This window comes from Celeribacter baekdonensis B30, from assembly GCF_000299875.1.
Classification (GTDB): domain Bacteria; phylum Pseudomonadota; class Alphaproteobacteria; order Rhodobacterales; family Rhodobacteraceae; genus Celeribacter; species Celeribacter baekdonensis_A.
On record NZ_AMRK01000007.1, the window covers coordinates 1 to 21,892 of the forward strand.

General features: G+C 57.0%; 16 protein-coding genes. 14 read left to right on the forward strand and 2 right to left on the reverse strand.

The genetic code is table 11. The features are described from left to right. The first annotated feature begins 192 nt into the window (after positions 1–192). The 12 genes from B30_RS12710 to B30_RS12765 all read left to right on the forward strand — a co-directional run bounded on the left by B30_RS12710 (position 193) and on the right by B30_RS12765 (position 16,340). Positions 193–5,064, forward strand: a complete 4,872-nt coding sequence (locus B30_RS12710; RefSeq protein WP_009572496.1) for a CapA family protein — start codon at positions 193–195, stop codon at positions 5,062–5,064. A gap of 425 nt (positions 5,065–5,489) precedes the next feature. Beyond that, positions 5,490–5,708 carry a Flp family type IVb pilin gene (locus B30_RS12715; RefSeq protein ID WP_009572497.1) on the forward strand — a complete coding sequence of 73 codons (219 nt, stop codon included), beginning with the start codon at positions 5,490–5,492 and terminating at the stop codon, positions 5,706–5,708. A 1-nt stretch (position 5,709) separates the two neighbouring features. Continuing rightward, complete coding sequence (gene cpaB / locus B30_RS12720) at positions 5,710–6,678, forward strand: Flp pilus assembly protein CpaB (protein ID WP_040402471.1); 969 nt, start codon at positions 5,710–5,712, stop codon at positions 6,676–6,678. A 35-nt stretch (positions 6,679–6,713) separates the two neighbouring features. Then, complete coding sequence (locus tag B30_RS12725; protein ID WP_100220113.1) at positions 6,714–8,045, forward strand: type II and III secretion system protein family protein; 1,332 nt, start codon at positions 6,714–6,716, stop codon at positions 8,043–8,045. After that, positions 8,042–8,602: a hypothetical protein gene (locus B30_RS12730; RefSeq protein WP_009572502.1), complete on the forward strand. Its 561-nt coding sequence runs from the start codon at positions 8,042–8,044 to the stop codon at positions 8,600–8,602. The genes B30_RS12725 and B30_RS12730 overlap by 4 nt, the downstream gene beginning before the upstream one ends. Beyond that, positions 8,599–9,807 carry an AAA family ATPase gene (locus B30_RS12735; RefSeq protein ID WP_009572503.1) on the forward strand — a complete coding sequence of 403 codons (1,209 nt, stop codon included), beginning with the start codon at positions 8,599–8,601 and terminating at the stop codon, positions 9,805–9,807. Before B30_RS12730 ends, B30_RS12735 begins: the two co-directional genes overlap by 4 nt. Before the next feature lie 3 nt (positions 9,808–9,810). Then, complete coding sequence (locus B30_RS12740) at positions 9,811–11,349, forward strand: CpaF family protein (RefSeq protein ID WP_009572504.1); 1,539 nt, start codon at positions 9,811–9,813, stop codon at positions 11,347–11,349. A gap of 296 nt (positions 11,350–11,645) precedes the next feature. Beyond that, complete coding sequence (locus B30_RS12745) at positions 11,646–12,323, forward strand: type II secretion system F family protein (RefSeq protein ID WP_232616922.1); 678 nt, start codon at positions 11,646–11,648, stop codon at positions 12,321–12,323. 1 nt (position 12,324) lies between these two features. Beyond that, positions 12,325–13,278, forward strand: a complete 954-nt coding sequence (locus B30_RS12750) for a type II secretion system F family protein (protein WP_009572506.1) — start codon at positions 12,325–12,327, stop codon at positions 13,276–13,278. Beyond that, the gene (locus B30_RS21450) at positions 13,275–13,697 is read left to right on the forward strand and encodes a TadE/TadG family type IV pilus assembly protein (RefSeq protein ID WP_009572507.1); all 423 of its coding nucleotides are present in this window, start codon (positions 13,275–13,277) and stop codon (positions 13,695–13,697) included. The genes B30_RS12750 and B30_RS21450 overlap by 4 nt, the downstream gene beginning before the upstream one ends. Further along, the gene (locus B30_RS12760; protein ID WP_157789812.1) at positions 13,687–15,483 is read left to right on the forward strand and encodes a pilus assembly protein TadG-related protein; all 1,797 of its coding nucleotides are present in this window, start codon (positions 13,687–13,689) and stop codon (positions 15,481–15,483) included. Before B30_RS21450 ends, B30_RS12760 begins: the two co-directional genes overlap by 11 nt. Positions 15,484–15,539: 56 nt before the next feature. Next, on the forward strand, positions 15,540–16,340 hold the full coding sequence (locus B30_RS12765; RefSeq protein ID WP_040402474.1) for a tetratricopeptide repeat protein: 801 nt from the start codon (positions 15,540–15,542) through the stop codon (positions 16,338–16,340). Between the two features lie 132 nt (positions 16,341–16,472). Here the strand turns inward: B30_RS12765 and B30_RS12770 are convergent, their stop codons facing one another. Together B30_RS12770 and B30_RS12775 are read right to left on the reverse strand one after the other, a co-directional pair. Further along, positions 16,473–17,846 (reverse strand): sensor histidine kinase, encoded by a 1,374-nt coding sequence (locus B30_RS12770; RefSeq protein ID WP_009572510.1) that lies wholly within the window; start codon positions 17,844–17,846, stop codon positions 16,473–16,475. Next, positions 17,843–18,514, reverse strand: a complete 672-nt coding sequence (locus B30_RS12775) for a response regulator transcription factor (protein ID WP_009572511.1) — start codon at positions 18,512–18,514, stop codon at positions 17,843–17,845. Before B30_RS12775 ends, B30_RS12770 begins: the two co-directional genes overlap by 4 nt. A gap of 130 nt (positions 18,515–18,644) precedes the next feature. On the opposite strand from B30_RS12775, the gene B30_RS12780 reads away from it, so the two are divergent. Then, positions 18,645–19,745, forward strand: a complete 1,101-nt coding sequence (locus B30_RS12780) for a Bug family tripartite tricarboxylate transporter substrate binding protein (protein WP_009572512.1) — start codon at positions 18,645–18,647, stop codon at positions 19,743–19,745. Positions 19,746–19,878: 133 nt separating this feature from the next. Continuing rightward, positions 19,879–21,840 (forward strand): tripartite tricarboxylate transporter permease, encoded by a 1,962-nt coding sequence (locus B30_RS12785; RefSeq protein WP_198430616.1) that lies wholly within the window; start codon positions 19,879–19,881, stop codon positions 21,838–21,840. Positions 21,841–21,892 lie beyond the last annotated feature (52 nt).

Below are 21,892 nucleotides of genomic sequence, written 5' to 3' on the forward strand. Positions count from 1 at the left end.
TCTCAAGGCGCAAGACATCCCGAGATCGCCCGCTCCTAACGCCTGGCGCGTTGGGGGCGGGTTGTTGACCCTGAGCGGTGTGTTTTGTACCAAGTGATCCGTGGGATGACCTCATCCGGCCTATAGGATGATTTAGAGTCTCACTGTTGTGCGGTGAGATGCTGCGTGACAGCCAATACAAAGGCGTATGCGATGGGCAAGAAAAAGCGGTCTCGAAACGTGCCAAAAGCAGACGCTCGACAGGGCAAGACTGACACACCCTACGCGTTGATGTCGCCGCTTGCACGCCATCCCAAAGCCCCGTTGACCGTGCTTTTGGCGCAGGCCAAAGCGGCTTTGACCTATGCGGTGGTGTCCTCTGGCGTTGAATCGCCAGCGTCAGCCCCGCTGCGCCTCTTTTTCTCCATGAGTGACGGCACCAAACGCGCAGAGGTCGTGCATTTCGTTGGGCGCGATCTGGCGGACATCTGGGAAAAAGTAGAGGCATGGCGGGGGGCTTTGGCCAATCCATGCCCGTCGATCCGTTGGCTGAGAGTGGATTGGGTCGATCAAACATGGGACCTGACATGGCACCACTGCCAATTGGCGCTTGAGAACAGCAAGCGGAGTTATTTTCGCTATGGGCTCGCGCTTGATCGTGGATTTGAACAGGCGTTTTTAGAGCAGGAACTCAATGCCAACGCGATGTTGTATCTTGGCGGCACCGTCGAACAGGCCGGTGTGAACGAAAAGAATTTCAACATTTATGGACGCCGACGGTTTGGCGCGGGATTCCAATTGCCTCAAGACCCCGCGCATCAGATCCGTTTGTTTTCGACCCAGGCTTTCCTTTTGCAGCCCAACCATGGTCCGATCCGGCTGCACGGCTTTTGCGGCGGGGCCGAAGGGCGGGACACCGGGCGCAGGGTTGTGACGGATCTCGACGAAACCACTGTCGAAAGCATGATCGCGCAATCCAGTCGGTTTTTGGCGGCCCAAGTCGATGAACAGGGCCAGTTTGTCTATGGGCTTCATCCGTGTTTTGACCGGGAGATTAAGGCCTATAACACCCTGCGCCACACCAGCACGATCTATTCCATGTTGGAGGCGTGGGAGGTCACACGAGACGCGGGGGTCAAGGCCGCGATTGACCGCGCGCTTCGGTTCATGACCCAAAACCTCATTCGTCGGTTTACCTTGCCGGATGGGAAAGAGGTCGCGTATCTGCAAGACCTGAACAATGAATTCAAGCTGGGAGGCAGTGCCGTCGCCCTTCTGGCGCTCGTCAAATACACCGAATTGACGGGCGATCAGAGCCACCTGTCACTGTTGGACCACTTGGCGGAGGGCATCCGACGGGTCCAAGACCCAGAGACCGGGCAACTGCCCCATGTGCTCAATTCCACGGATCTCAGCGTCAAAGAAACCTTTCGGATCATATATTATGATGGGGAGGCCGCTTTTGGATTGATGCGGCTTTATGGGTTGACCAAAGACGCGCGGTGGTTGCAAACGGTTGAAAAGGCGTTCGATTACTTTATCGCACAACAGCATTGGAAAAGTCACGATCACTGGCTTAGTTATTGCGTCAACGAATTGACTCTGTATCGGCCGGAGGAGCGCTATTTCCGGTTTGGCATCCAAAACGTGGTCGGGCATCTGGATTTTGTGATTGACCGCATCACGACCTTTCCCACCCTGCTTGAGTTGATGATGGCCGCGCATAAGATGATTGTGCGATTACAGGCCAGTGAGGCGCACCGCCCGCTTTTGAAACATCTTGATCTGGATAAGTTCTACCGGGCTCTCGAAACGCGCGCGCATTACCTGATGAACGGGTTTTTCTGGCCGGAAATCGCGATGTATTTCAAAAACCCCCAACGTATATTGGGCAGTTTTTTCATTCGCCATCACGGGTTCCGGGTGAGGATCGACGATGTCGAACATTACCTGTCGGGTTATACGGCCTATCTTCTGCACTATTTGCGAGATGAAAACCGCCCTTCAGACGTGGCAGACTCGCCGAAACAGGCAGAGCATGTGCTAGACGTGGGGGGGACGTCGCCCATGAGCGCCTCCGCGATTTTGGCTTGGGGGGGCGACGTCAATTTGGGGCGTCGTCAACATTACAGATCAAAGCAGCTGGGGTATGATCAGGTCCTCGATATTCCCGAGCTTAAGTCGGCCGATCTGTCGATCGTGAATCTGGAGTGCGTTGTCAGCTCGCTCGGCGCACAAGGTGTGATCAAGGGCGAAGGGGGGCCGTATTATTACCGTGCCCGGCCTGAAATGTTGAACATCTTGACGGCGGCAAACATCGACGCGGTGGCCGTGGCCAACAACCACAGCGGGGATTACGGCCCCCAAGCGTTGATGCAGCAACAGGACATCCTCCGCGCGCTTGGCATTGCCTACGCTGGCAGCGGGCGCACCCGAGACGAGGCCTTTCGTCCCACATTTTGTACCGCTGGCGCGGTACGTGTGGCGTTGTTTAGTGTCGATGCGACCCAGTTTCGGTTTGCCGCAACAGATGAGACGCCGGGCACCGCCTATGTGTCGTTGGATGATCCACACGCGTGGCGAGAGGAGTTTGAGCCGCGCATCGCCGAGGCCAAAAAACAAGCCGATCTTGCCATAATCGCCGTGCATTGGGGGGCGAACAATGCGCCCGCACCGGATGACGATGAAATCGCAGTTGGCCATGCCTTGATTGATGCCGGGGCGGATGCCGTGCTTGGTGCCTCGGCGCATCGGTTGCAAGGCATCGAAATCTACAAGGCCAAGCCGATCATCCATGACGCGGGCGATCTTCTGTTCGACTCCATTCGCAGTCAGTTTTCTGACGGCGGGGTGTTCCGGCTGGGCTTGAGCCCAGAGGGCGTGAAGTGGGTTGAATTTATCCCCATCGGGGTTGGATTTGGCTTTAGCCAACGCCTGCGTGGGGATGCTGCGCGCGGTGTGATACAGCGGTTTCAAAGTAAATGCCAAAGCATCGGTACGACACTAACGTGTCACGAAGACCGGGCGTATGTGCCACTCGTCCCACGGTCAGAGGCGGACAAACCTGTGGCTCAAACGGATGCGCTATCGAGGTGTTATCCGGTTGAGGTTTTGCAGTCCTATGAGGTCGATACACTGTATGGGCAGGTTCCGTATGTGCCCGAGGGGGCGCGGATCAAGCCGTTGAAAATAAACGGTTTGACGTTATTAGGGGTGCGCCTGACCCCGCAACATATCACGCATCGGCGGATGCTTTGGGTTGAGACTTGGTGGTCCAGTGACGTCCCGATCTCTGAAGACCTTCGGTTGAGCTATACGGCGATTCCTCGCGGGCAGGGGCCTTTGGTGGAGTGGGGCCGCGGCATGGATCATGATCCGTGCGATTGGATGCTTCCCACCCGTCGTTGGACTCCCGGGCGGATTTATAGAGACCATTTTGGTCTGCGTCCGCCGCCGTTAAAACACCTGAGTAATGCACCGTTACAATTGGAAATTCGCGTATTGGGTCGGGCGCCAAATACGCAGTGCTATCTTCATCCAAAACTGGTTCCGGTGCAGTTGACACAAACGGACACTTCGCTGAGCTTGTCCTACCGGACCCAGTTCCCTGATCTGGTGTCTGACAGCCCTTCGGGCCAAACATGGACGGCGGAGCAGCTTCAGGCGATCACCGGAGGGCGGTGGCTGACCGCCCCGCAAAAAGGCTGGTTCGTGCGTTCTGTGGTCAATGGTCAGAAACATATTGATATGCGAGACACGCCGGTCTTGTTTGTCGCCCACACCAATCGCGAGCGCGCATTTCACGAAGGTACGACCCAGCCGACCAAAACGATTGGGGACCGCCATCCGGTGGTGGCGCAGAATGTCCATCGTTTGGCCGGGGCGATCGTCAGTAAAGCCGTTGCCGATGTGCCAAGTGATTTCCCGCAACTGCTGGTTGATGATCCGATCAAGGCCCATATGGAGCTGGGCTTTGCGGCCCGTCAGCGGTTTCAGGGGCCGGTGATCGCCGTGACCGGGACGGTTGGGAAATCCTCAACCCTCGGGTTGCTCGAAACGCTGTTTGATCCCGGATGTGCCCTGAAAAGCGTGGACAACTATAACTCGCGTGTTGGCGTGCCGATCCAACTGTCCAGCCTTGCGCCCGACCATCAGGCCGCGTTGCTCGAAATTGCACAATCGGCGCTCTGGATGAGCCGTGGTCCAATCACCCGATGGGTGCGCCCCACCATCGCCATGATCACGGAAATTGGCCTGTCACAAACCAACAGGATGATCAAAACAACCGAGGATGTGGCGCAGTGGAAATCGAGGGTTTTCGATGGGCTGATGCCGGGTGGGATTGCCGTGATCGGCGAACATTTGGCGCATTTTGAGACCATCCACGCCAAGGCAACCCAACATGCAAGCCGCGTCCTGACCTTTGGGCCGAGCCCGAACGCCCATTTGCGTGTGCTGAACCAGATCACTGAGGGCAGATCGACCCGGCTCACGGTGGAACTGGCGGGTCAGACCCATGAGGTGACGCTGCCCTTTGTCAGTCAGGGCATGTTGAACAACGCAGTCGCAACCCTCGCCGTTGCTCATGCGCTTGGCCGCGATGTGCAGGACAGCGCTCAAAGGTTGGAGACATACAGACCGGAAGAGGGGCGTTTGGTTCAGTATGTCTGTCACTTAGGCGGGCATAAGGTGCGGGTGCTGGATGACAGTTGGAACGCCGAAATCCTTTCGATGTTGAATGCCTTTACTGAACTTGAGCGACAGCAGGTGGCGGGCCGGAAAATCGCAGTGCTCGGGCGCATTGTCCATCTTGGCGATCAGGCGGCGACGCTACACGAGACGCTTGCTGCGCCCTTATTGGCATCGGGTGCGACTCTTGTTCTGACGCATGGGGACGAGATGCGGCATCTGCGAAAGAGGCTGCCGGAGGCCGTTTTGGGGCCGCATTTTTCGAGTGCGCCCGCGCTTTTTACCACTCTCAAAGGCGCCGTGAAAGAGGGGGATTTCATCCTCCTGAAAGGATCGCGCCGGGATTCAGACTTTGGCGATCTGTCCCGTTGGCTCAATACGCTCAAGGTTTTGTAAGCTGAACCTGAAAAGCTCTTGGATAGGTATGCCGCAAAGCGGCCGTTTACGGCATAACTTTAGCTGTGGTTGGCAAACGTATGGCGGAGAATCAGGATAGGTATATCCACCTTGTGTAGGGGATGTGGTGCTGGACGACGCCAGATTTATTCAACACACATCATTTAAAGTCAATTCTTAGTGATGTATTCAGACATCCTATAAGTCGTATAAATACATTATAAAGGATGTATAATATTGCGCATAATTTCTGAAAATTGAAATTAAATTGCTTTAATCCTTGCAAAAGGATGGCCTTAAATCTCTAAAGTTATTCCATATGGTGTCGTTAATCCTTTCGACACTTTCATGGTCAAAAATATCAATGTGGTGAGCATGAGTCCATGAATCACCCCGTCCACAAGACTTTCGGAGAGAACGCACAGATGAAATTCTTCAAGCCTGCAAAAGCCTTAGCAAAACGTTTCACTCGTGAAGAGGACGGTGCCACGGCTATCGAATATGGCCTGTTTGCCGCTCTGATCGCTGCCGTGATTATTGGGACCGTCTACACTCTTGGTCAAAACGTGAACACGGGTTTTCAAACTGTAAACGATAAACTTGCTGATCCTTCTTGTGTAGCTACTGCAACCACCAGTTGTTGATATGATGTCGCGCTTGGGACTGTCCGGGCGCGTGACCATGGTTTTGGCAACGTCCACTTTGGTGGCGGGCGCGGCGGTCTGGTTTGGGCTTTTGCAAAAAGACCAAACCGTCGCGCCGCAGCCGCCCCAAATGGAAGCTCAAACCAAGACCGAACGTGTCTTGGTCGCGGCTCATACCGTTGTTGCCGGGACACAAGTCACGCCCGCAGGCTACACATTTACAGAGATGGCCGCCGATCAAGTCCACGATGGGTTTCTTGTCGACAGCCCGGCCAATCAAGCGGCTCTTTCCGTGCTGACTGTGGCGCGGACTGTCCCAAGTGGCACGCCCTTTGTGGCCGAAGATTTGATGCCACCCGAAACGGCAGTCTCTGGTGCCGAGCCACAAGTGCACACAAGCGCCTCGGCTCTGCGGCTGACCGAAGGCATGCGCGCGATCGCTCTGCCGGTAACGGCGGAAACCTCTGTGGCAGGGTTGATCCGGAATGGTGACCGGGTCGACATCTTGCTGTCTTACGCCTTGGAAGACGATCTGATCGCGATCCGCACCGTTTTGCGCAACGTGCGTATTATTGCCACGGATCAAATTCCCGAGCAGGCCCCGGAGAGCGAGCCGGTCGAACCCAAAGCGCCGCCAAAAATCGTCACATTTGAGCTCACGCCGGACGGGGCAAAAGTTTTGGTCCTCGCCCAGAAGATGGGGGATCTGATGCTGGTTCTGAGCGGCGGAGAAGAGGGGAATGCGCCGATCATTGCCGATGACACCCCAATCTTTTCCTCTCAGATTTCCGGTGAAACGACGAAACCCCTGCCGCCGATCAACAGTCGCAGTGTTGCGGTCGTGCGTGGCGCGGAGAGTCGGATGAATGTCCTCACCGTCGCGGATGCCATTGAGCCGGGTGAGATCGGTCGCCCGCAGACTTCATCAGAGGCGGCCATTGTCGCCGTTCCATCCATTCAAGGTGATTAATGCATTTCTTTCAAACGCCTAAGATTTTGAAACGCATGTGCGCGGGTCTCCGTCATGTGTGTTTGTGCGCGCTTTTGATCGGCTTTGCGATGCCAAGTGCCGCGCAAACGCTGGTAGAAACCCGCAACCGTGACGTTACTCTCTTTGCTGGACAGGGCAAATTGATCAAACTTGAGAACCCAGCGGAAACGGTGTTTTTGGCCAACCCGGATGTGGCCGATATCGAGATCAAGTCCCCTAGACTTTTGTATATCTATGGCAAAGCGATTGGAGAGACGACGCTTTTTGTCATCGACGATCAGGAAGAGGTGACTCTGAGCAGTGTCGTGAAGGTCTCTTACAATATGGACGCGATGAGCCGCGCCGCCCATGCCGCACTCCCGTCGGGAAAGTTCGCCGTCTCTGAAGTGGGTGGCGCGGTCGTTTTGAGCGGTAAGGTCAACACGATTTCTGATGCCGAACAGATTGAATCCGTGGTGCGACAACTGGCGGGGACCGAGACCGCTTTGATCAACAGCCTCGCGCTTGAAACCCCGCCGCAAATCAACTTGCAAGTACGCATTGCTGAGGTATCGCGAAGCGTCACAGAAAACCTTGGCGTGACGTGGTCCACCTTGTCGGGACAGGGCATTACTGGCGGCGAAGCGGTCAGCGGCGGCTATTCGATTGCTGGTAACATTCGCAAAGGTGGAACCAACATCGGTGTGACGCTTGAGGCGCTGAAAGGCGAGGGCTTGGTGACCATTTTGTCGGAGCCCAATCTAACGGCGCGCTCGGGCGACAAGGCGAGTTTTCTTGCCGGTGGACGCTTTCCTTACCAGACGAGAACAGCAGAAGATGTCCCCACGGTTCAATTCGAACCCTATGGTGTCGAGCTTGAGTTCCTCCCTGAAGTTTTGCGCAGCAATCAAATCAAACTCAATGTTCGGACGCAAATCCGCGAGCTGGATTTTTCCAGCGGCAGCCAGACGAACACCCAAAACTTTCCGCTGATCCTGGAGCGAAGCGCGAGCACAACGATCGAAGTTGGCAGTGGCCAGAGCTTTGCCATCGCCGGATTGTTCAGTGCATCGACGCAACAGGATGTCAAAGATGTGCCGGGTCTGGGCGACATCCCGATTTTAGGTGCCTTGTTCCGGTCGACGAGCTACCAAAAAGGTGAATCTGAGCTGGTCATCATTGTGACTCCCTACATCGTGGAGCCCGCGTCGCCTGATAAATTCAAGACTCCCTTGGATCACTTCGCCCCGGCGAACAGCCTCGATCGGAGTTTGCTGGGGGCCTTTTCGGCAGGAGAACCGATTGAGGAGAGCGCTCCTGTCTCCGTCAAAAACATTAACGGGAATGCGGGGTTCCTTTTGCAATGACTGTGACCAAAGCCAAAACCATTCTGGCGGGCCTTGTCCTGATGTGCCTTGCCGCTTGTGACACGCCATCGCCACAAATCGGTGTCACCCAACGGTTGTCCGCCCCTTATGTCGAAGCGCAGCATCAATTCCGCTTTGCCTCTGGAGCGTCCTCATTGTCCGCACAAGAACGCGAGCGGATCTCGGGGTTTCTAAATCAGCTTGCGTTGAAAAACGGGGATTTTCTGATCGTGACGATCCCGTCGAGCGGCCAAGCCAAAATTGATGCGGAACGTCAGGCTGTGATGCAATCGCTTTTGGCACGTTCGGCCGCGAAAAAGCAGTATCTCATGGACACCTCTTTTGGGTCACGTCCGTCATACCGGCAAACCGGTGTCATTCGTGCCACGCGAACGCAAGGTCTGCGCGTCGATTGCAAACCGAGTATCACCGATCTGGGCTGTGCGAGCGCTGCGAATCTTGCTGCGATGATTCACGAGCCGGGTGATGTCCTGGAACCGGATATGACTGCCACCATGGCCCTTAGGGATGCGCCGCTTGAAGGACATCAGCAATGAGTCAGATGTTCCAGCCCGCAAAGACCGAGCGCCGCGTCGAGGCGTTTGTCGCGACGGAAGAGGGCCGCGATGCAGTGGTCCATTTGTTACGACAGACGACACTGGACAGCAATGCGACGGTCCACACGGGAACGCTTCAAACCATGGCGCGCCTGTCAGGTATGACCACATTTGGCGATGTGATGATTGCAGAGCTTGGTGAGACCTCGCTCGCCGCCAATATCGAAGCAGTGCGTGATATCGTTGCGGATGGAACCGAAGTCATCCTGTTGGGGCGCGAGAATGACGTGGCAACATATCGCGCCTTCTTGACCGCCGGGGCCAAGGACTACCTTGTGCTGCCTTTGGATGCGACGGGTCCATTGCCGGATATTCTGACCTCTGAGGCCATTCCCTCAGCGACCAAACGCACGCATGGGAGAGCCATTGCCGTTTGTGGTGTCTCCGGTGGCGTGGGCGCCAGTCTTTTGGCCGCCAATCTTTCGGTGGCGTTCAGAGCGGGCGGGGAGCGAGCGGTGACACCGACCGTCGGGCTGTTGGATGCCGACCTGGCCTTTGGCTCTTTGGCCGTTGATCTGGACATTGAGACCACGTCCGGCTTGTTTGAAGCCTTTTCAACACCGGAACGCGTGGACAGCACTTTTCTTCAGGCGACCATGCATGAGGTTCAACCGGGGCTGTCCGTCTACTCGGCTGAAATCGAAGACATGAGTTTGCTGTCGAACTGCGAAATGGGTCTGTCCGGCCTTGTGGCTTCTTTGAAAGAGACGTTTTCGACCACTGTGATTGATCTCCCGCGGCGGTTGATTGCCGAGAAGAACCCGGTCTTGGATGTCGTCGATGATCTCATTTTGGTTCTGGCTCCCGGATTTGGTGCCGTCCGATCTGCGGGGCGTTTGATGGATTTGATCAATCGGAATGCGGCGGGTGCAGCGCCGCGGGTTTGGCTTGTGCTCACACAGACCCGCCGGGATGCTGGCCTGAGTGCCAAGGAAGTCGCCGGTGCCCTCGATCTGCCGGTCTCCTGCGCATTGCCACCATGTGCGAGCGACATTGCGCGTGCGTATGTGAAAGGCACACCCGTGCAATCCCTTGCCCCAAACAGCGCCTATGCCCGCCGTGTGGCGCACCTCGCACAGGCTATGTGCAAAGGTCACGACGCAGACAAAGTGCGGCAAACGTCCTGGTGGAAGAAAAGGGCGTAAGCCATGAGTGAGGCCGTTTCATACCCGACTGACATCGCAACCGTGCGCCCGGTTATCGAAGCCCGCGTGCGGTCTTTGCTGGCCGATGGCGCGGTCACCGGTCTTTATGCAGTAAGTGCGGCGATTGATTGGTATCAGGACACGACCGAACAGAGCTTGTCGCGAGACATGCAACGCGAGTTGATGAAACATCTGGTGTCAGTGGCTGAGGCGCAAAACGACACCCCGGCTCAAGCTGGGCCGGACGCCAGACCGCGCGCCCATTATCAACCAGAGTTCACCAGACGTGTCATGCGTTTGGGGGCGAAGATTGCGCCTGAGATCATGGAGCTTCTTGACCTGCGCGCCCTTGCCGGATTGCAATATGCGGCTCAACGCGGCGCCATTCGTGATGCGGTCATGTCCGTCAGTAAATCGCAGCGGTTTGATCTGAATGGTGTCGAAAGCGCGGAACTCGTCGATTATGTCGTCGATGACATGCTCGGATTGGGGCCGCTCGAACGGCTTTTGGCAGATGACAGCATTTCTGAGATCATGGTCAACGGACCAGAGCAGGTTTACGTCGAACGTCACGGTCAGTTGGAATTGGCGGATATTTCGTTTCGCGACGATGATCATGTTTTGACGATCGCGACGCGGATCGTAGGCGCTGTGGGTCGCCGCGTCGATGAAACCACGCCGTTGGTGGATGCCCGCCTGATGGATGGGAGCCGGATCAACGTGACCATCCCGCCACTGGCCATCGACGGGCCAACCATGACCATTCGAAAATTCCCAAAGGACGACTTAAAACTCTCTGATTTGATTGACCGGGGCAGTCTCTCTGGCCCGATGGCGGACTTCCTGCGCATCGCCGCGCAATTGCGCCTCAATCTCCTTGTCTCGGGCGGGACGGGGTCAGGCAAGACCACGCTGTTGAATGCGATCTCACGCGAAATTCCGGCGAATGAGCGCATTGTCACGCTTGAGGATGCGGCCGAACTGCGATTGCAGCAGCCTCATGTTGTGCGTTTGGAAACGCGCCCGCCCAATATTGAGGGCACGGGGCAGGTGCCCATGCGCGCGCTGTTTCGCAATGCCCTGCGGATGCGTCCTGACCGGATCATCATCGGTGAGGTGCGCAGCGAGGAAGCGTTTGATTTGTTACAGGCAATGAACACGGGTCACGACGGCTCTATGAGCACGCTGCATGCGAACACGCCGCGTGAAGCCCTGACGCGCATGGAAAATTTGATCGCCATGTCGGGGATTGTCTTGCCGACGGTTTTCGTGCGGCAACAACTTCGGGATGCCATCCATCTGATCGTCCAGATTTCGCGCATGCGGGACGGGGTGCGGCGGGTGACATCCATTTCGGAGATTGTGGGGGGTGAAGAGTCGGTGATCAGCCTTCAGGAATTGTTCCGCTTTGTGCCTGAACCCACACAGGGGCGCGAGACACTTCGGGGGCAATTTGTGTCCAGCGGGTTGACGCCGGGCTTTATTGATCGGGCGATTGAACACGGTCTTGATGGCAAATTGCGCCAAATCGTGAGTGTCTAAAGATGATCGCCTCCGCTGCTCTCTTCCTTTTGATTTTTACAGGCTGCCTCACGGTCGGCACGGTTGGGTTGATGCTCACGGACAGAAGCCGTCGCATTCGACGCGCGCGCCTTGTGAGATACTCCGCGGATCATCCGGGCGCGACCTCGGAACTGGTGCGCAAAAGAGTGTCGCAAACCACCAATACCGTTGCCCAAGCGGCGCTGAAACAACGGCAGGCCGGGGTTCAGGGGCTCTTGCAACGGCGGGTGCGTGAGGCAGGTCTGACCCTGTCACCCCTGTCCAGTCTTCTTGTCATGGGCCTCATCGCCGCCCTGACATGTGTGGGTCTTGCCATGACAACCCCGCTCTCTAAGCCTTTGGTGGGGCTGATCTCGCTCGGGAGCGGATGGATTGTTTTGAATGCTGTTTTCGATGTTCTGAGAGCGCGCAGGATCAGGCGGTTTACCGAGGCATTGCCGGATTGTCTTGATGTTTTTGCCCGTGGATTGCGCGCGGGGCAACCCCTCAGCGAGGCGCTAGGGCTCGTTGCAAATCACACTTCAGGCATTGCACAAGAAGAATTCCTGCGCTGTCGCGATGAGCATCGTGTCGGCAGGCCGCTTGATGAGACGCTTGCGAGTATGGCGGATCGTATTGCAACGGCCGAGGCCCGGTTCATTGCTGTCGCAACAAATTTGCAGGCAGAAACGGGCGGTAATCTTGTGGAGACGCTGGAAAACCTTGCCGTGCTTTTGCGTGATCGGCGTAAACTGCGCAAGAAAGCCGCCGCTTTATCCGCCGAAACCCGTGTCAGCGCTGTGATTTTATCCAGTCTGCCCTTTGGAATTGGCTTGATTATCTTTGTGCTCAACCCTGGCTATCTTGCACCACTGATCCAGGATTCTCGCGGACTCTTGCTTGCGACGGTTGGGGTTCTGAGCCTCTGTTTGGGCATATTTAGCATGTACAAACTGTCCCGGATTGATGTCTGACATGGGATATTTGGGCCTCGCATTCCTACTCTTGCTCATTCTTGGGCTGAGCCTTGTGCAATTGATCGCCTTGGCTCTGATTGACCATCGCAAACGGCGCGGTCGATTGGATCGCTGCCTCTCATCGGCGGGCAAAAAGACCAAAGATGTCGTCTCTCAACCCATATCCTTGAAAGCTGGAGAGATTTTGAGACGGATGGCGGCAGTGACCGCAGAACGTGTATCCGTGGTTAAGGGCGATGAGGCGGAAACCTCGGCGGCTCTTTTGAAATCTGCGGGCATTCGCAGCCGTGATGCGCATCTGATTTACGCCTTTCTAAAGCTCGTCCTGCCCGTGGCCGCTGTGATCCTGTCGGTGCTCTGGCTGGCACTCAATTCTGAAGATGGGGTCAAACCCCTCACCGCGATCGTTGTGGTGTGCGCAACAGCTTTGGTCCTGTCACGGGCACCGGATGCTGTCTTGTCCCACAAACGGAAGCGACGGCTTGAAAAAGTGCGGCGCAGCTTCCCGGACATGCTTGAATTGCTTGTGATCACGAGCGAAGCGGGGCTTGCGCCCGTCCCCGCACTCGGCCGTGTGGCGCGAGAGGTCTATGCGGCATGTCCAGAGCTTGCCATTGAACTACAACAGTTGGTTGTTGAACTTGGGGTGTTGCCAGAACGCGAACAGGCCTGGCGCAATCTGGAGGAACGGTTGCCTTTGCCAGAGGTGTCCGTGTTCGCCAATGCGATGGCACAAGCCGGTCGCTACGGCACGCCCTTTCGTGGCGCGTTGCGCGCTTTGATGTTGGATGCACGGGCTCAAAGACTTTTGAGATTAGAGGAACAGGCGGGGCGTCTCCCGGCTTTGATGACCATTCCGCTTATCCTGTTCATCATGCCCGCGCTTTTTATCGTGCTGATCGGCCCGGCGGCTCTGAGCATTCTGGACAATCTCATGAATGGAGGATCGTGATCGTGACACGGGTGCAACGATATCGGTGCGAAGACGACGGCGCGACGGCGGTCGAATTCGCGCTTGTGCTGCCTCTGTTGCTGAGCATCCTGTTCGGGATCATCAGCTTTGGCCAGTATTTCGCCATCGCCAATAGCCTACAGCAATTCGCGGCCGAAGCGGCGCGGTATTCTGTCAGCGAACCGTTTCTTGCCGATAGAGAAGGACGTGCAACAAGCTTTCTGACTTCGCCGGGCGGGCGGTTTTCCTTTTTGAATGCCAGCCATATTTCCGCCGATATCGACATGATTGAGGGCACCATGCCAGCCATTCAGATCACGTTGACCTATGATCTCAGTGGCACAGCGGTTGAGGTTGCAGACAGCTTTCTAAACATCGGGATCACGGATATTACGCGGAGCAGCTACCTTGCGTATTAAAGCGTGTTTCCGCAAATACAGCTCACAAGAGGGCGGTGCTGTGGCGATCATCGTCGCGCTTTTTCTGACAGTTGCTGTGGGCTTTATGGCCATCGGGATCGACCTCGGATCGCTGTATTTTCGGCAAAAATCTTTGCAAACACAGGCGGATATGACCGCAATCAGTGCCGTTTTGAACTTGAGTGGGACGCCGGATGATCATGCTCAGGCGACCGTCATCGGCAATAGGCTTGAGGCTTCGGCGCTGACGTCTTTGGAATACGGTCGCTACATTTATGACAGCGCCCTTCCGGCAGAGGACAGGTTTGAGACGCGCGATCTGTCCGATGTGGATGTCAATGCGGCAGAGGTTGTTTTGAAGGGTGCCGCACCTTTGTTTTTCTCTCAAACGTTTTTGGACACGGACAGCACCCCTCTTTCGGCGTCTGCAACGGCGGCACGATTTGATTTTGCATCTTTCAGCCTTGGATCGCGACTGCTCGATCTGGATGGCGGTATCTTGAACGCATTGCTCGGCGCGGCGCTTGGGTCAAACGTGTCGCTCTCTCTCTTGGATTACCAAGCCTTGCTGGATACACAGATTGATCTTCTGACCTTTACGGACGCGTTGGCGGTGCGGGCCGATCTTGTTGCGCTTGATTATGCGGAGATACTCACCTCGGAGATCGATCTGCTTGATGTGGCGGGTGCGCTATTGGACACCGGGCTTGTCTCGGGTTCAACAGATGTGCTGACGGCGATCCTGAATTGTACAGCATGTGGGTCTTTTAATGCGTCTGAGCTGATCGGCATCTCCGGAGATAACGTGGCGATTCAACTGGAGGATCGTCTTGGCACGGTGTCTGTGTCGGCGCTTGATGTGCTGAAAGCAACGCTCGACATCGTCAATGCAAACCGTCTGATCGAGGCCGATGTCGGCCTGCCCATTCCAAATGTTCTGGGCAATGTGGATTTGGCTGTCGTTGTCGGCGAACGCGAGGCATATTCGAGCTGGATCAACCTCGGCGAACGCGGAGCGACGCTCCACACCGCGCAGGTGCGGCTGAAATTGGACGTTGATCTGTCTCCATCCTTGCTCAGCGGGCTTGGGGTGGGGGTGTCCGCCTTGTCCTTACGCCTGCCGATTTATGCCGAAATCGCAAGTGCAACAGTGACGTTGACGGATCTTTATTGTGATGCGAGCGGCCCGAACGATCGGATCGCCAGTTTCGACACGGGGCTTACCCCTTTCACCGGAACAAACGGCACGCATGTGGTTGAGTTGTTCATCGGTGAATTCGATGCTCCGGCCTTTGAGGACACGACCACCCCGCTTGACGCGGCCAACCTTAGCCCTGCGGACTTCTTGGATCTGGAGCTGAACCTCGCTTTGATCACGATTGACCTCTTCACCCTGCAATTGAAAGCCCATGCCGCGACAGGCAATGCGTTACAGCCACAGATTGATTTTCTCGTGTCCGACATCGCGGGCAGCCCGAAAACTGTTGGGTCCGGCAGCCTGCTGGCCTCGACGGTTGCATCCTTGCTGGACCCCAACAATTTGGAGATCAGCATCAGCAGTCAAAGCCAATCCCTACTTGGAGGGCTGTTGTCGCTTTTGCTGACACCGGTTGTCGCGCTTGTGGACTCTGTACTCGACGTTTTGCCGGGGAAATTGCTTGGTGCTTTGTTGACGCCGATTGATGCCTTGCTCGACGGTGTTTTGAATGTGCTCGGCATCGGGATCGGTCAGGCCGACCTCACCCTTGATGGCGTCGCCTGCGGAAAGGTTGCCCTTGTCCGATGATACATGTTTCTGCCCCCCTTCACACCCGCCCTCATCAGCCCGACCGGAGTAAACCATTGCCCTTTTTCTCTCACATCACCCGCGCCCTTGTCCCTGTTCTTCTCGTGTTCAGTTTGTCCGCTTGCACCATGGACCTGTCCAACGACGGGGCGGGGAGTGTCACGGCAGGCGCGGATACGCTGCGCCTTGCACAGGCGACCTCTGAGGCCGGAGACAATGAGACTGCCGCGCGATTGTTCGAGAAAGTTCTTGTCGCCGACCCCGTCTCCGTTCCTGCGCTGTTGGGCGCGGGGAACAGCTATGCGCGGATGGGACAAAACAGCCGGGCCGAGGCGGTCCTGTTGCGGGCACATGAACTGGCGCCGAGCAATGCCGACGTTCTGACAACGTTGGCGCGGGTCTATCTGGCCCAACATCGTTCGCAGATGGCCGTGGAGGCTTATGACAAAGCGCTTCGGGTGGATCAACGGAATGTGTCCGCCCTTACCGGGAAAGGTGTCGCGTTGGACACGCTTTCACAGCACAAACAGGCGCAGGGTGTGTATGAGGACGGCCTGTCCTATTACCCGACAAATTTCATCCTTCGGAGCAATTATGCCCTGTCGCTTGCGTTGTCTGGGGACATCATCCGAGGGACGGCGATCTTACAGGAACTCGTCAAAGATCCGCTGGCCGCGCCTTATGTTCGCGGCAATCTTGCCCTCGTGTATGGTCTCGACGGGCGCGACAACGATGCTCGGGCCACCTTGTCGTTGGACATGAAGCCCGATGAGGTCGAGGAAAACATCCGCGTGTATCAGGCCCTGCGCCGTCTGCGCTTGGAAGGCAAACCGATAGGGTCCCTTGTCTTTGTATAAACGCAGTTTCTGCGGGTCCTGTTGTGTCCCTTGCGCGCGGTGTTGCCTCGAGCGAGGCAAGACAGGACCCCTAATATGTGGTGGGAACGCCGAGGGTGCGCCGTTCAAACAAACGTGACAACACCATTGTTTTCAATTCGGCAGGATGACGCGAATGGTACACCCCTTGGTGTCGGGAAGGACGATGGCGCGGCCATTATGGCTGCGCGCGATGTCTTGCACGATTGCCAAGCCCAGGCCACATCCTTGCAACGTGTCGGGGTCGGCGCGGAAAAACCGATCAAAGACCCTCTCGCGCAGGGGATCAGAGATGCCGGGACCATCGTCCGCAACCTCAAGCCAAACCTCGGTCGCGAGAAACCGCAGGGTGACGGTGATTGTCGGGGTCTCTCCCGCGTAGGTCACGGCGTTGTCGAGCAGGTTCATCAGCACTTCGTTGATCAAAATGCCGTCCGCCTGTATCAGTCGCCGCTCTCCCGTCACTTCGTAGATCACTGCCACACCTTGCGTGATCACCCGCTCGGCGAAACTGCGTGTCGTGTCCTCGACCGCTGTGGCGATATCAATCGGGCTTGCGAGGCTGCGCATTTTGCGCCCTCTGACACGTTCCATTGAGAGGAGCTGATGGGTCAGCCGACCCGTCCGGCGCGCCACATCTGCGACATCGGCGATGCGTTCGCGCAAAACCTTCTCGGTCGGCGCGGTCATCGCCGCCTCTGCCTGTGCTTGGATCGCGGCGATCGGATTTCGCACCTGATGTGCTGCGTCCGAAATGAAGGCGTCGCGCAGGGCGAAGGCGGTGTTGAGCCGGGTGAACAGGCTGTTCATGGCTTCGACGAGGGTGGACAGCTCCTCTGGCACCCAACGGCGGATTGGCTTGAGATCATCGGGGGTGCGGGCCAAAATGGCCCCTTCCAACTCGCGCAAAGGCCGCAAGCCGAAGGTGATCCCGAACCAGACTGTCAAAGCCGCGGTCGAGACCAGGATCGCGAAATAGAGCATGGTTTGAAAGATCAGATCATGGCTCAGTGCCTTTCGCTGCGAAACCGTTTGCCAGACCTCAACCGTCGCCAACCCTTTGCCGCCGTTCTCGTTCACATAGTCCTGCATGATCAATGCGCGCACCGGAACGCCGTTGGCAACGCTGTCATAGTAGTTGGGTTTGCCCGGCTCCAGCGCGGCCGAAAAGGAGGAAATCGGGGCATCGGAATAGCCGGTGACATAGGCCCCATTCGGCCCCGTGACGCGGTAGAATATCTCATCTCCCAAGGCGTTGGTCATGGCATTCAAAAGCTGGGTCGTGAGCATGTCACCCTGCGACTGCATCACATCGCGGGAGATCGTGAGCGCGATAGAATAGAGGGTGTTGTCATAGACTTGCCGCGACACATTGGTGAATTGGAGATACCGCGCAACGCTTGCCAGAATGGCGACCAGCACGAGCGGCGCAACAATCATCAAAAACAGGCGCTCGCGCAGGGCCAGACGGCGGAGGCGCAGTTTCACGGCTTTTCCTCGTCAAGCATATAGCCAAGGCCGCGGGCTGTCCGAATAAGGACACCGGAGCCGTCCAGTTTGCGTCGCAGTCGCGACACCAAAAGTTCAATCGCATTGGAATCAATCTCGGCACCGGTGCCATAGAGCGTGTCAGAAATCCGATCGCGCGAGATGATCCGGCCACGGTTGTCGAGCAGGCATTCGAACAGGGCCAACTCACGCCGTGGCAGCTCCAGATCCCCTGCAGGACCCTGTAATGTGCGGCGTTGAGAGTGATAACGGAGTGCGCCGATCTCTGTTGTGGGGGATTGCAAAATTGGCCTGCGGCGGGCCAAGGCGCGCACTCTTGCGATCAGTTCCGCCATCTCGAAAGGCTTGACCAAATAGTCGTCCGCCCCCGCCTCAAGCCCCATCACCCGCTCGGACGTCTTGCCCATGGCGGTCAGAATCAACACCGGAATCGTATCACCTCGTTGGCGTATTTCGCGTACAATCGACAGGCCATCCTGTCCCGGCAAGTTGACATCAATGATCGCAACATCAGGGTTCTCTTGGCGCAAAAACGCAGCGCCCTCAATTCCGTTCGCGATCCAGTTCACACCAAGACCTTGATCTTCAAGAGAATTTTTTATCCCCTTTGCTAAATTCTCATTATCTTCGATGATTGCAATACGCATTTCGCCTCGGACAGGATTTGGACAGGTTGGCTGGCTATAACCCTAACAAGGCGCGCTTGAGAGGAGAAAGCAAGGGCGTTGTGATCGCTTAAACATCGGCGATCAAAAATGCAGAATGGGAGGACAACACGTGACCGATTTTAAAATGACCCGCCGCAAAGCGTTGGGCATGGCTTTGGCGACCGCTGGTGCGATGATGACGTCGCCGGCTTGGGCCGAAGTGGATTTTTCTGGAAAAACGATCGAATGGATCATTCCGTTCTCGGCAGGGGGCGGATCGGATACATGGGCGCGGTTCAACGCACCTTTGCTGTCGAAATATTTGCCGGGTCAGCCGACCGTTGTTGTCGTCAACGAACCCGGTGGCGGATCGACAAAAGGGGCAAACCTGTTTGCTGTGCGCGCCAAGCCCGACGGCTTGACCTTGCTTGGGACCTCGGGGTCTACGCAATTCCCGTATCTGCTCGGTGATCCGCGCGTCAAATACGAATATAAAGACTGGAAAATCGCCATGGCCGCGCCAACCGGCGGTGTGGTCTATACCTCCCCGTCAACCGGCGTTGAAGCCGTGGCAGATCTTGCAAAGCTGAAAGGTCAAAAGCTCACATATGCAAGCCAAGGGGCCACCTCGCTTGATCTGGTGCCGTTGCTTGGATTCAAACTTATGGGTTTGGATGTGCAGCATGTGTTCGGGTTCAAAGGGCGCGGCGATGGCCGTTTGGCGTTTGAACGTGGTGAAACGAACATCGACTACCAAACCTCCTCGGCCTACATCAAAAACGTACAGCCTTTGGTCGAGGCAGGACAAGCTGTTCCGCTGTTCTCATGGGGGGTGTTGGATGAGGCAGGCACCATCGTGCGCGACCCGAATTTCCCGGATATTCCGAGCTTCCCCGAAGCCTATGAAATGCTGACGGGCATGGCGCCCGAAGGCGACGATTACGATGCCTTTGTGGCCTTCTTCATCGCGGGGTTCCCGGCCCAGAAAATGGCGGTTCTGCCCAAAGGCACGCCAGACGATATCGTGGCGGCTTTCAATGCGGCCTTTGAGACAATGAAGCAAGATCCCGAGTATCTGGCGAATAAACAAGCCGTCCTCGGGTCCTACGAGCAGGTCACAGGCGGCAAAGCAGAAGGGCTGTTTGAGATGGGCACGACCATTTCGACGCAAAACCGCAAGAATGTCGTCGATATGCTCGGCGCGCACTATGGCGTGAAGCTCGGCGAATAACCCCAAAGCCGGGTCAAACGTCGGGGGTGATCGCAGGTCTGCCGTCACCCCCCCTTTTTCCACACATATACACTGAATTTCCCCGGAGGACTTCCCCGTGGCCGATACCCTATTGGCAGCGCTCTCTGCGCTCATGACTTTCGATCATCTGCTTTACATGCTCATCGGCGTGACAGTTGGACTCGTAATCGGGGTGATCCCCGGATTGGGAGGCATCGCCGGCCTCTCTTTGTTGATGCCCTTTCTGTACGGGATGGACGATATTTCTGCTCTGGCGATGCTGATCGGCCTCGTTGCGGTGATCCCCACATCGGATACGTTCTCTTCCGTGTTGATGGGGATTCCCGGCTCCTCTGCCTCGCAGGCGACGGTGCTCGACGGCTTCCCGCTCGCTCGCCAAGGCCAGGCGGCACGGGCGCTGTCTGCGGCTTTTATCTCGTCAATGTTTGGCGGGATATTCGGGGCCGTTGTGCTGACCGGTTTTGTCGTTGTGGCGCGGCCCTTGATCTTGATGTTCGGCTCGGCTGAACTGTTCATGTTGGCGCTGTTCGGCCTGTCGATGGTGGCAGTTCTGGCCGGGCGTTCTTTGGCAAAAGGCCTCGCGGCCTGTGCGGTGGGTTTGCTGATCGGTTCGATTGGGGGGGCGCCCGCGACGGGCGAGTTCCGCATGACGTTCGGCATGGGCTATCTGTACGACGGCATTCCTCTTGTCGTGATTGGCCTTGGCCTGTTTGCCGTCCCCGAGATTTCCGATCTTTTGCGCCGCAACGCCTCGATTTCGGATCGCCCGCCGCTTGGCTCCGGCTGGGCGAAGGGGTTTCGCGATTGGTATTCCAACATTTGGCTGTCCATCCGCTGTTCGGGCATGGGCTGTATGATTGGCGCCATTCCGGGGCTTGGCGGTTCGGTGGTCGATTGGATCGCCTATGGGCACGCGGTCCAGACCTGCAAAAATCCTGAAAATTTCGGCAAAGGCGATCCGCGCGGCGTTGTGGCCCCTGAGAGTGCGAACAACGCGATGCAGGGCGGGGCTTTGCTGCCGACGATGCTGTTCGGCATTCCCGGATCGGGGTCGATGGCGGTGTTTTTGGGCGGGATGGTGCTTTTGGGCATGGAACCCGGACCGGCGATGGTCACCACAAACCTCGATGTCACCTATTCGGTGATCTGGTCATTGGCGCTCGCCAACGTGATGGGCGCGGGGATCTGTCTCTTGCTCGCGATTCCAATCTCGCGCCTGACCCAGATCCGCTTTCCGTTGCTGGCACCGTTCATGATCACGCTCATCTGCTTTGCAGCGTTCCAGGCGACCCGTGACATTGGCGATCTATTGGCGCTCCTGTCCCTGGGTTTGCTCGGTATCTTGATGAAACGCTTTGCTTGGCCGCGCCCTGCGATGCTGATCGGCTTCGTGCTGGCCCCGCAATCCGAAACCTACCTGTATCAAGCGGTGCAGTTCTACGATTGGTCCTTCGTGACCCGTCCGGGGGTGATCATCATCGGTGTGCTGACACTCGCCTCGGTGATCTTTGGTATTCGCAAACGCGTGGACGACACCGGGCATGTCGTCTCGGCGTCCAAAGATACCGACGAACACGAAGGCCGTTGGACCAGCCGCGCTCCGCAAATCATCTTTGCGCTGATGATTGTAGGACTCTTGATCGCCGGGCTGAAGGACGCGCTTGACCAAAGTTTCCTTGCCGCCGTCTTCCCCGCCTCCGTGGCTGTGGTGGGTTTGGCGATGGCCCTGTGGCTGCTGCCGGAACTGATCGCTGGGCATCGTGGTCATGTCTCGCATTACGACAGTGAGTTGGATGGTGAGACGGTCGGCAAAGCCGGAATCGGTGGGCTTTGGGGCGGGGCGTTTTGGATCGGCGGGTTGGTTCTGGCCTCAGCGCTGATCGGCTTTTACCTCGCGATGATCCTGTTCTTCGTGGCGTTCCTGCATGTGAGGGCGCGGGCCAAGCCCCTTCAGACGCTGATCATGACGGCGGCAGCGGCGGCCTTTATCTTGCTGATCGCCAAGATGCTCTCGCTCAATTTCCCCTCGGGTCTGGCGCAGTCCTATCTCGATCTGCCTTGGCCCTTCCGCTGATCCCACATTGACCAGCCCTCCGACGCTGTCGGGGGGCACACTCATTTTTTGC

Bases quoted from the DNA above. Each gene is read 5' to 3' on its own strand.
- B30_RS12710 (WP_009572496.1), top strand. From the start codon at position 193: ATGGGCAAGAAAAAGCGGTCTCGAAACGTGCCAAAAGCAGACGCTCGA.
- B30_RS12715 (WP_009572497.1), top strand. From the start codon at position 5,490: ATGAAATTCTTCAAGCCTGCAAAAGCCTTAGCAAAACGTTTCACTCGT.
- cpaB (WP_040402471.1), top strand. From the start codon at position 5,710: ATGATGTCGCGCTTGGGACTGTCCGGGCGCGTGACCATGGTTTTGGCA.
- B30_RS12725 (WP_100220113.1), top strand. From the start codon at position 6,714: ATGTGCGCGGGTCTCCGTCATGTGTGTTTGTGCGCGCTTTTGATCGGC.
- B30_RS12730 (WP_009572502.1), top strand. From the start codon at position 8,042: ATGACTGTGACCAAAGCCAAAACCATTCTGGCGGGCCTTGTCCTGATG.
- B30_RS12735 (WP_009572503.1), top strand. From the start codon at position 8,599: ATGAGTCAGATGTTCCAGCCCGCAAAGACCGAGCGCCGCGTCGAGGCG.
- B30_RS12740 (WP_009572504.1), top strand. From the start codon at position 9,811: ATGAGTGAGGCCGTTTCATACCCGACTGACATCGCAACCGTGCGCCCG.
- B30_RS12745 (WP_232616922.1), top strand. From the start codon at position 11,646: ATGGGCCTCATCGCCGCCCTGACATGTGTGGGTCTTGCCATGACAACC.
- B30_RS12750 (WP_009572506.1), top strand. From the start codon at position 12,325: ATGGGATATTTGGGCCTCGCATTCCTACTCTTGCTCATTCTTGGGCTG.
- B30_RS12775 (WP_009572511.1), bottom strand. From the start codon at position 18,514: ATGCGTATTGCAATCATCGAAGATAATGAGAATTTAGCAAAGGGGATA.
- B30_RS12785 (WP_198430616.1), top strand. From the start codon at position 19,879: ATGACTTTCGATCATCTGCTTTACATGCTCATCGGCGTGACAGTTGGA.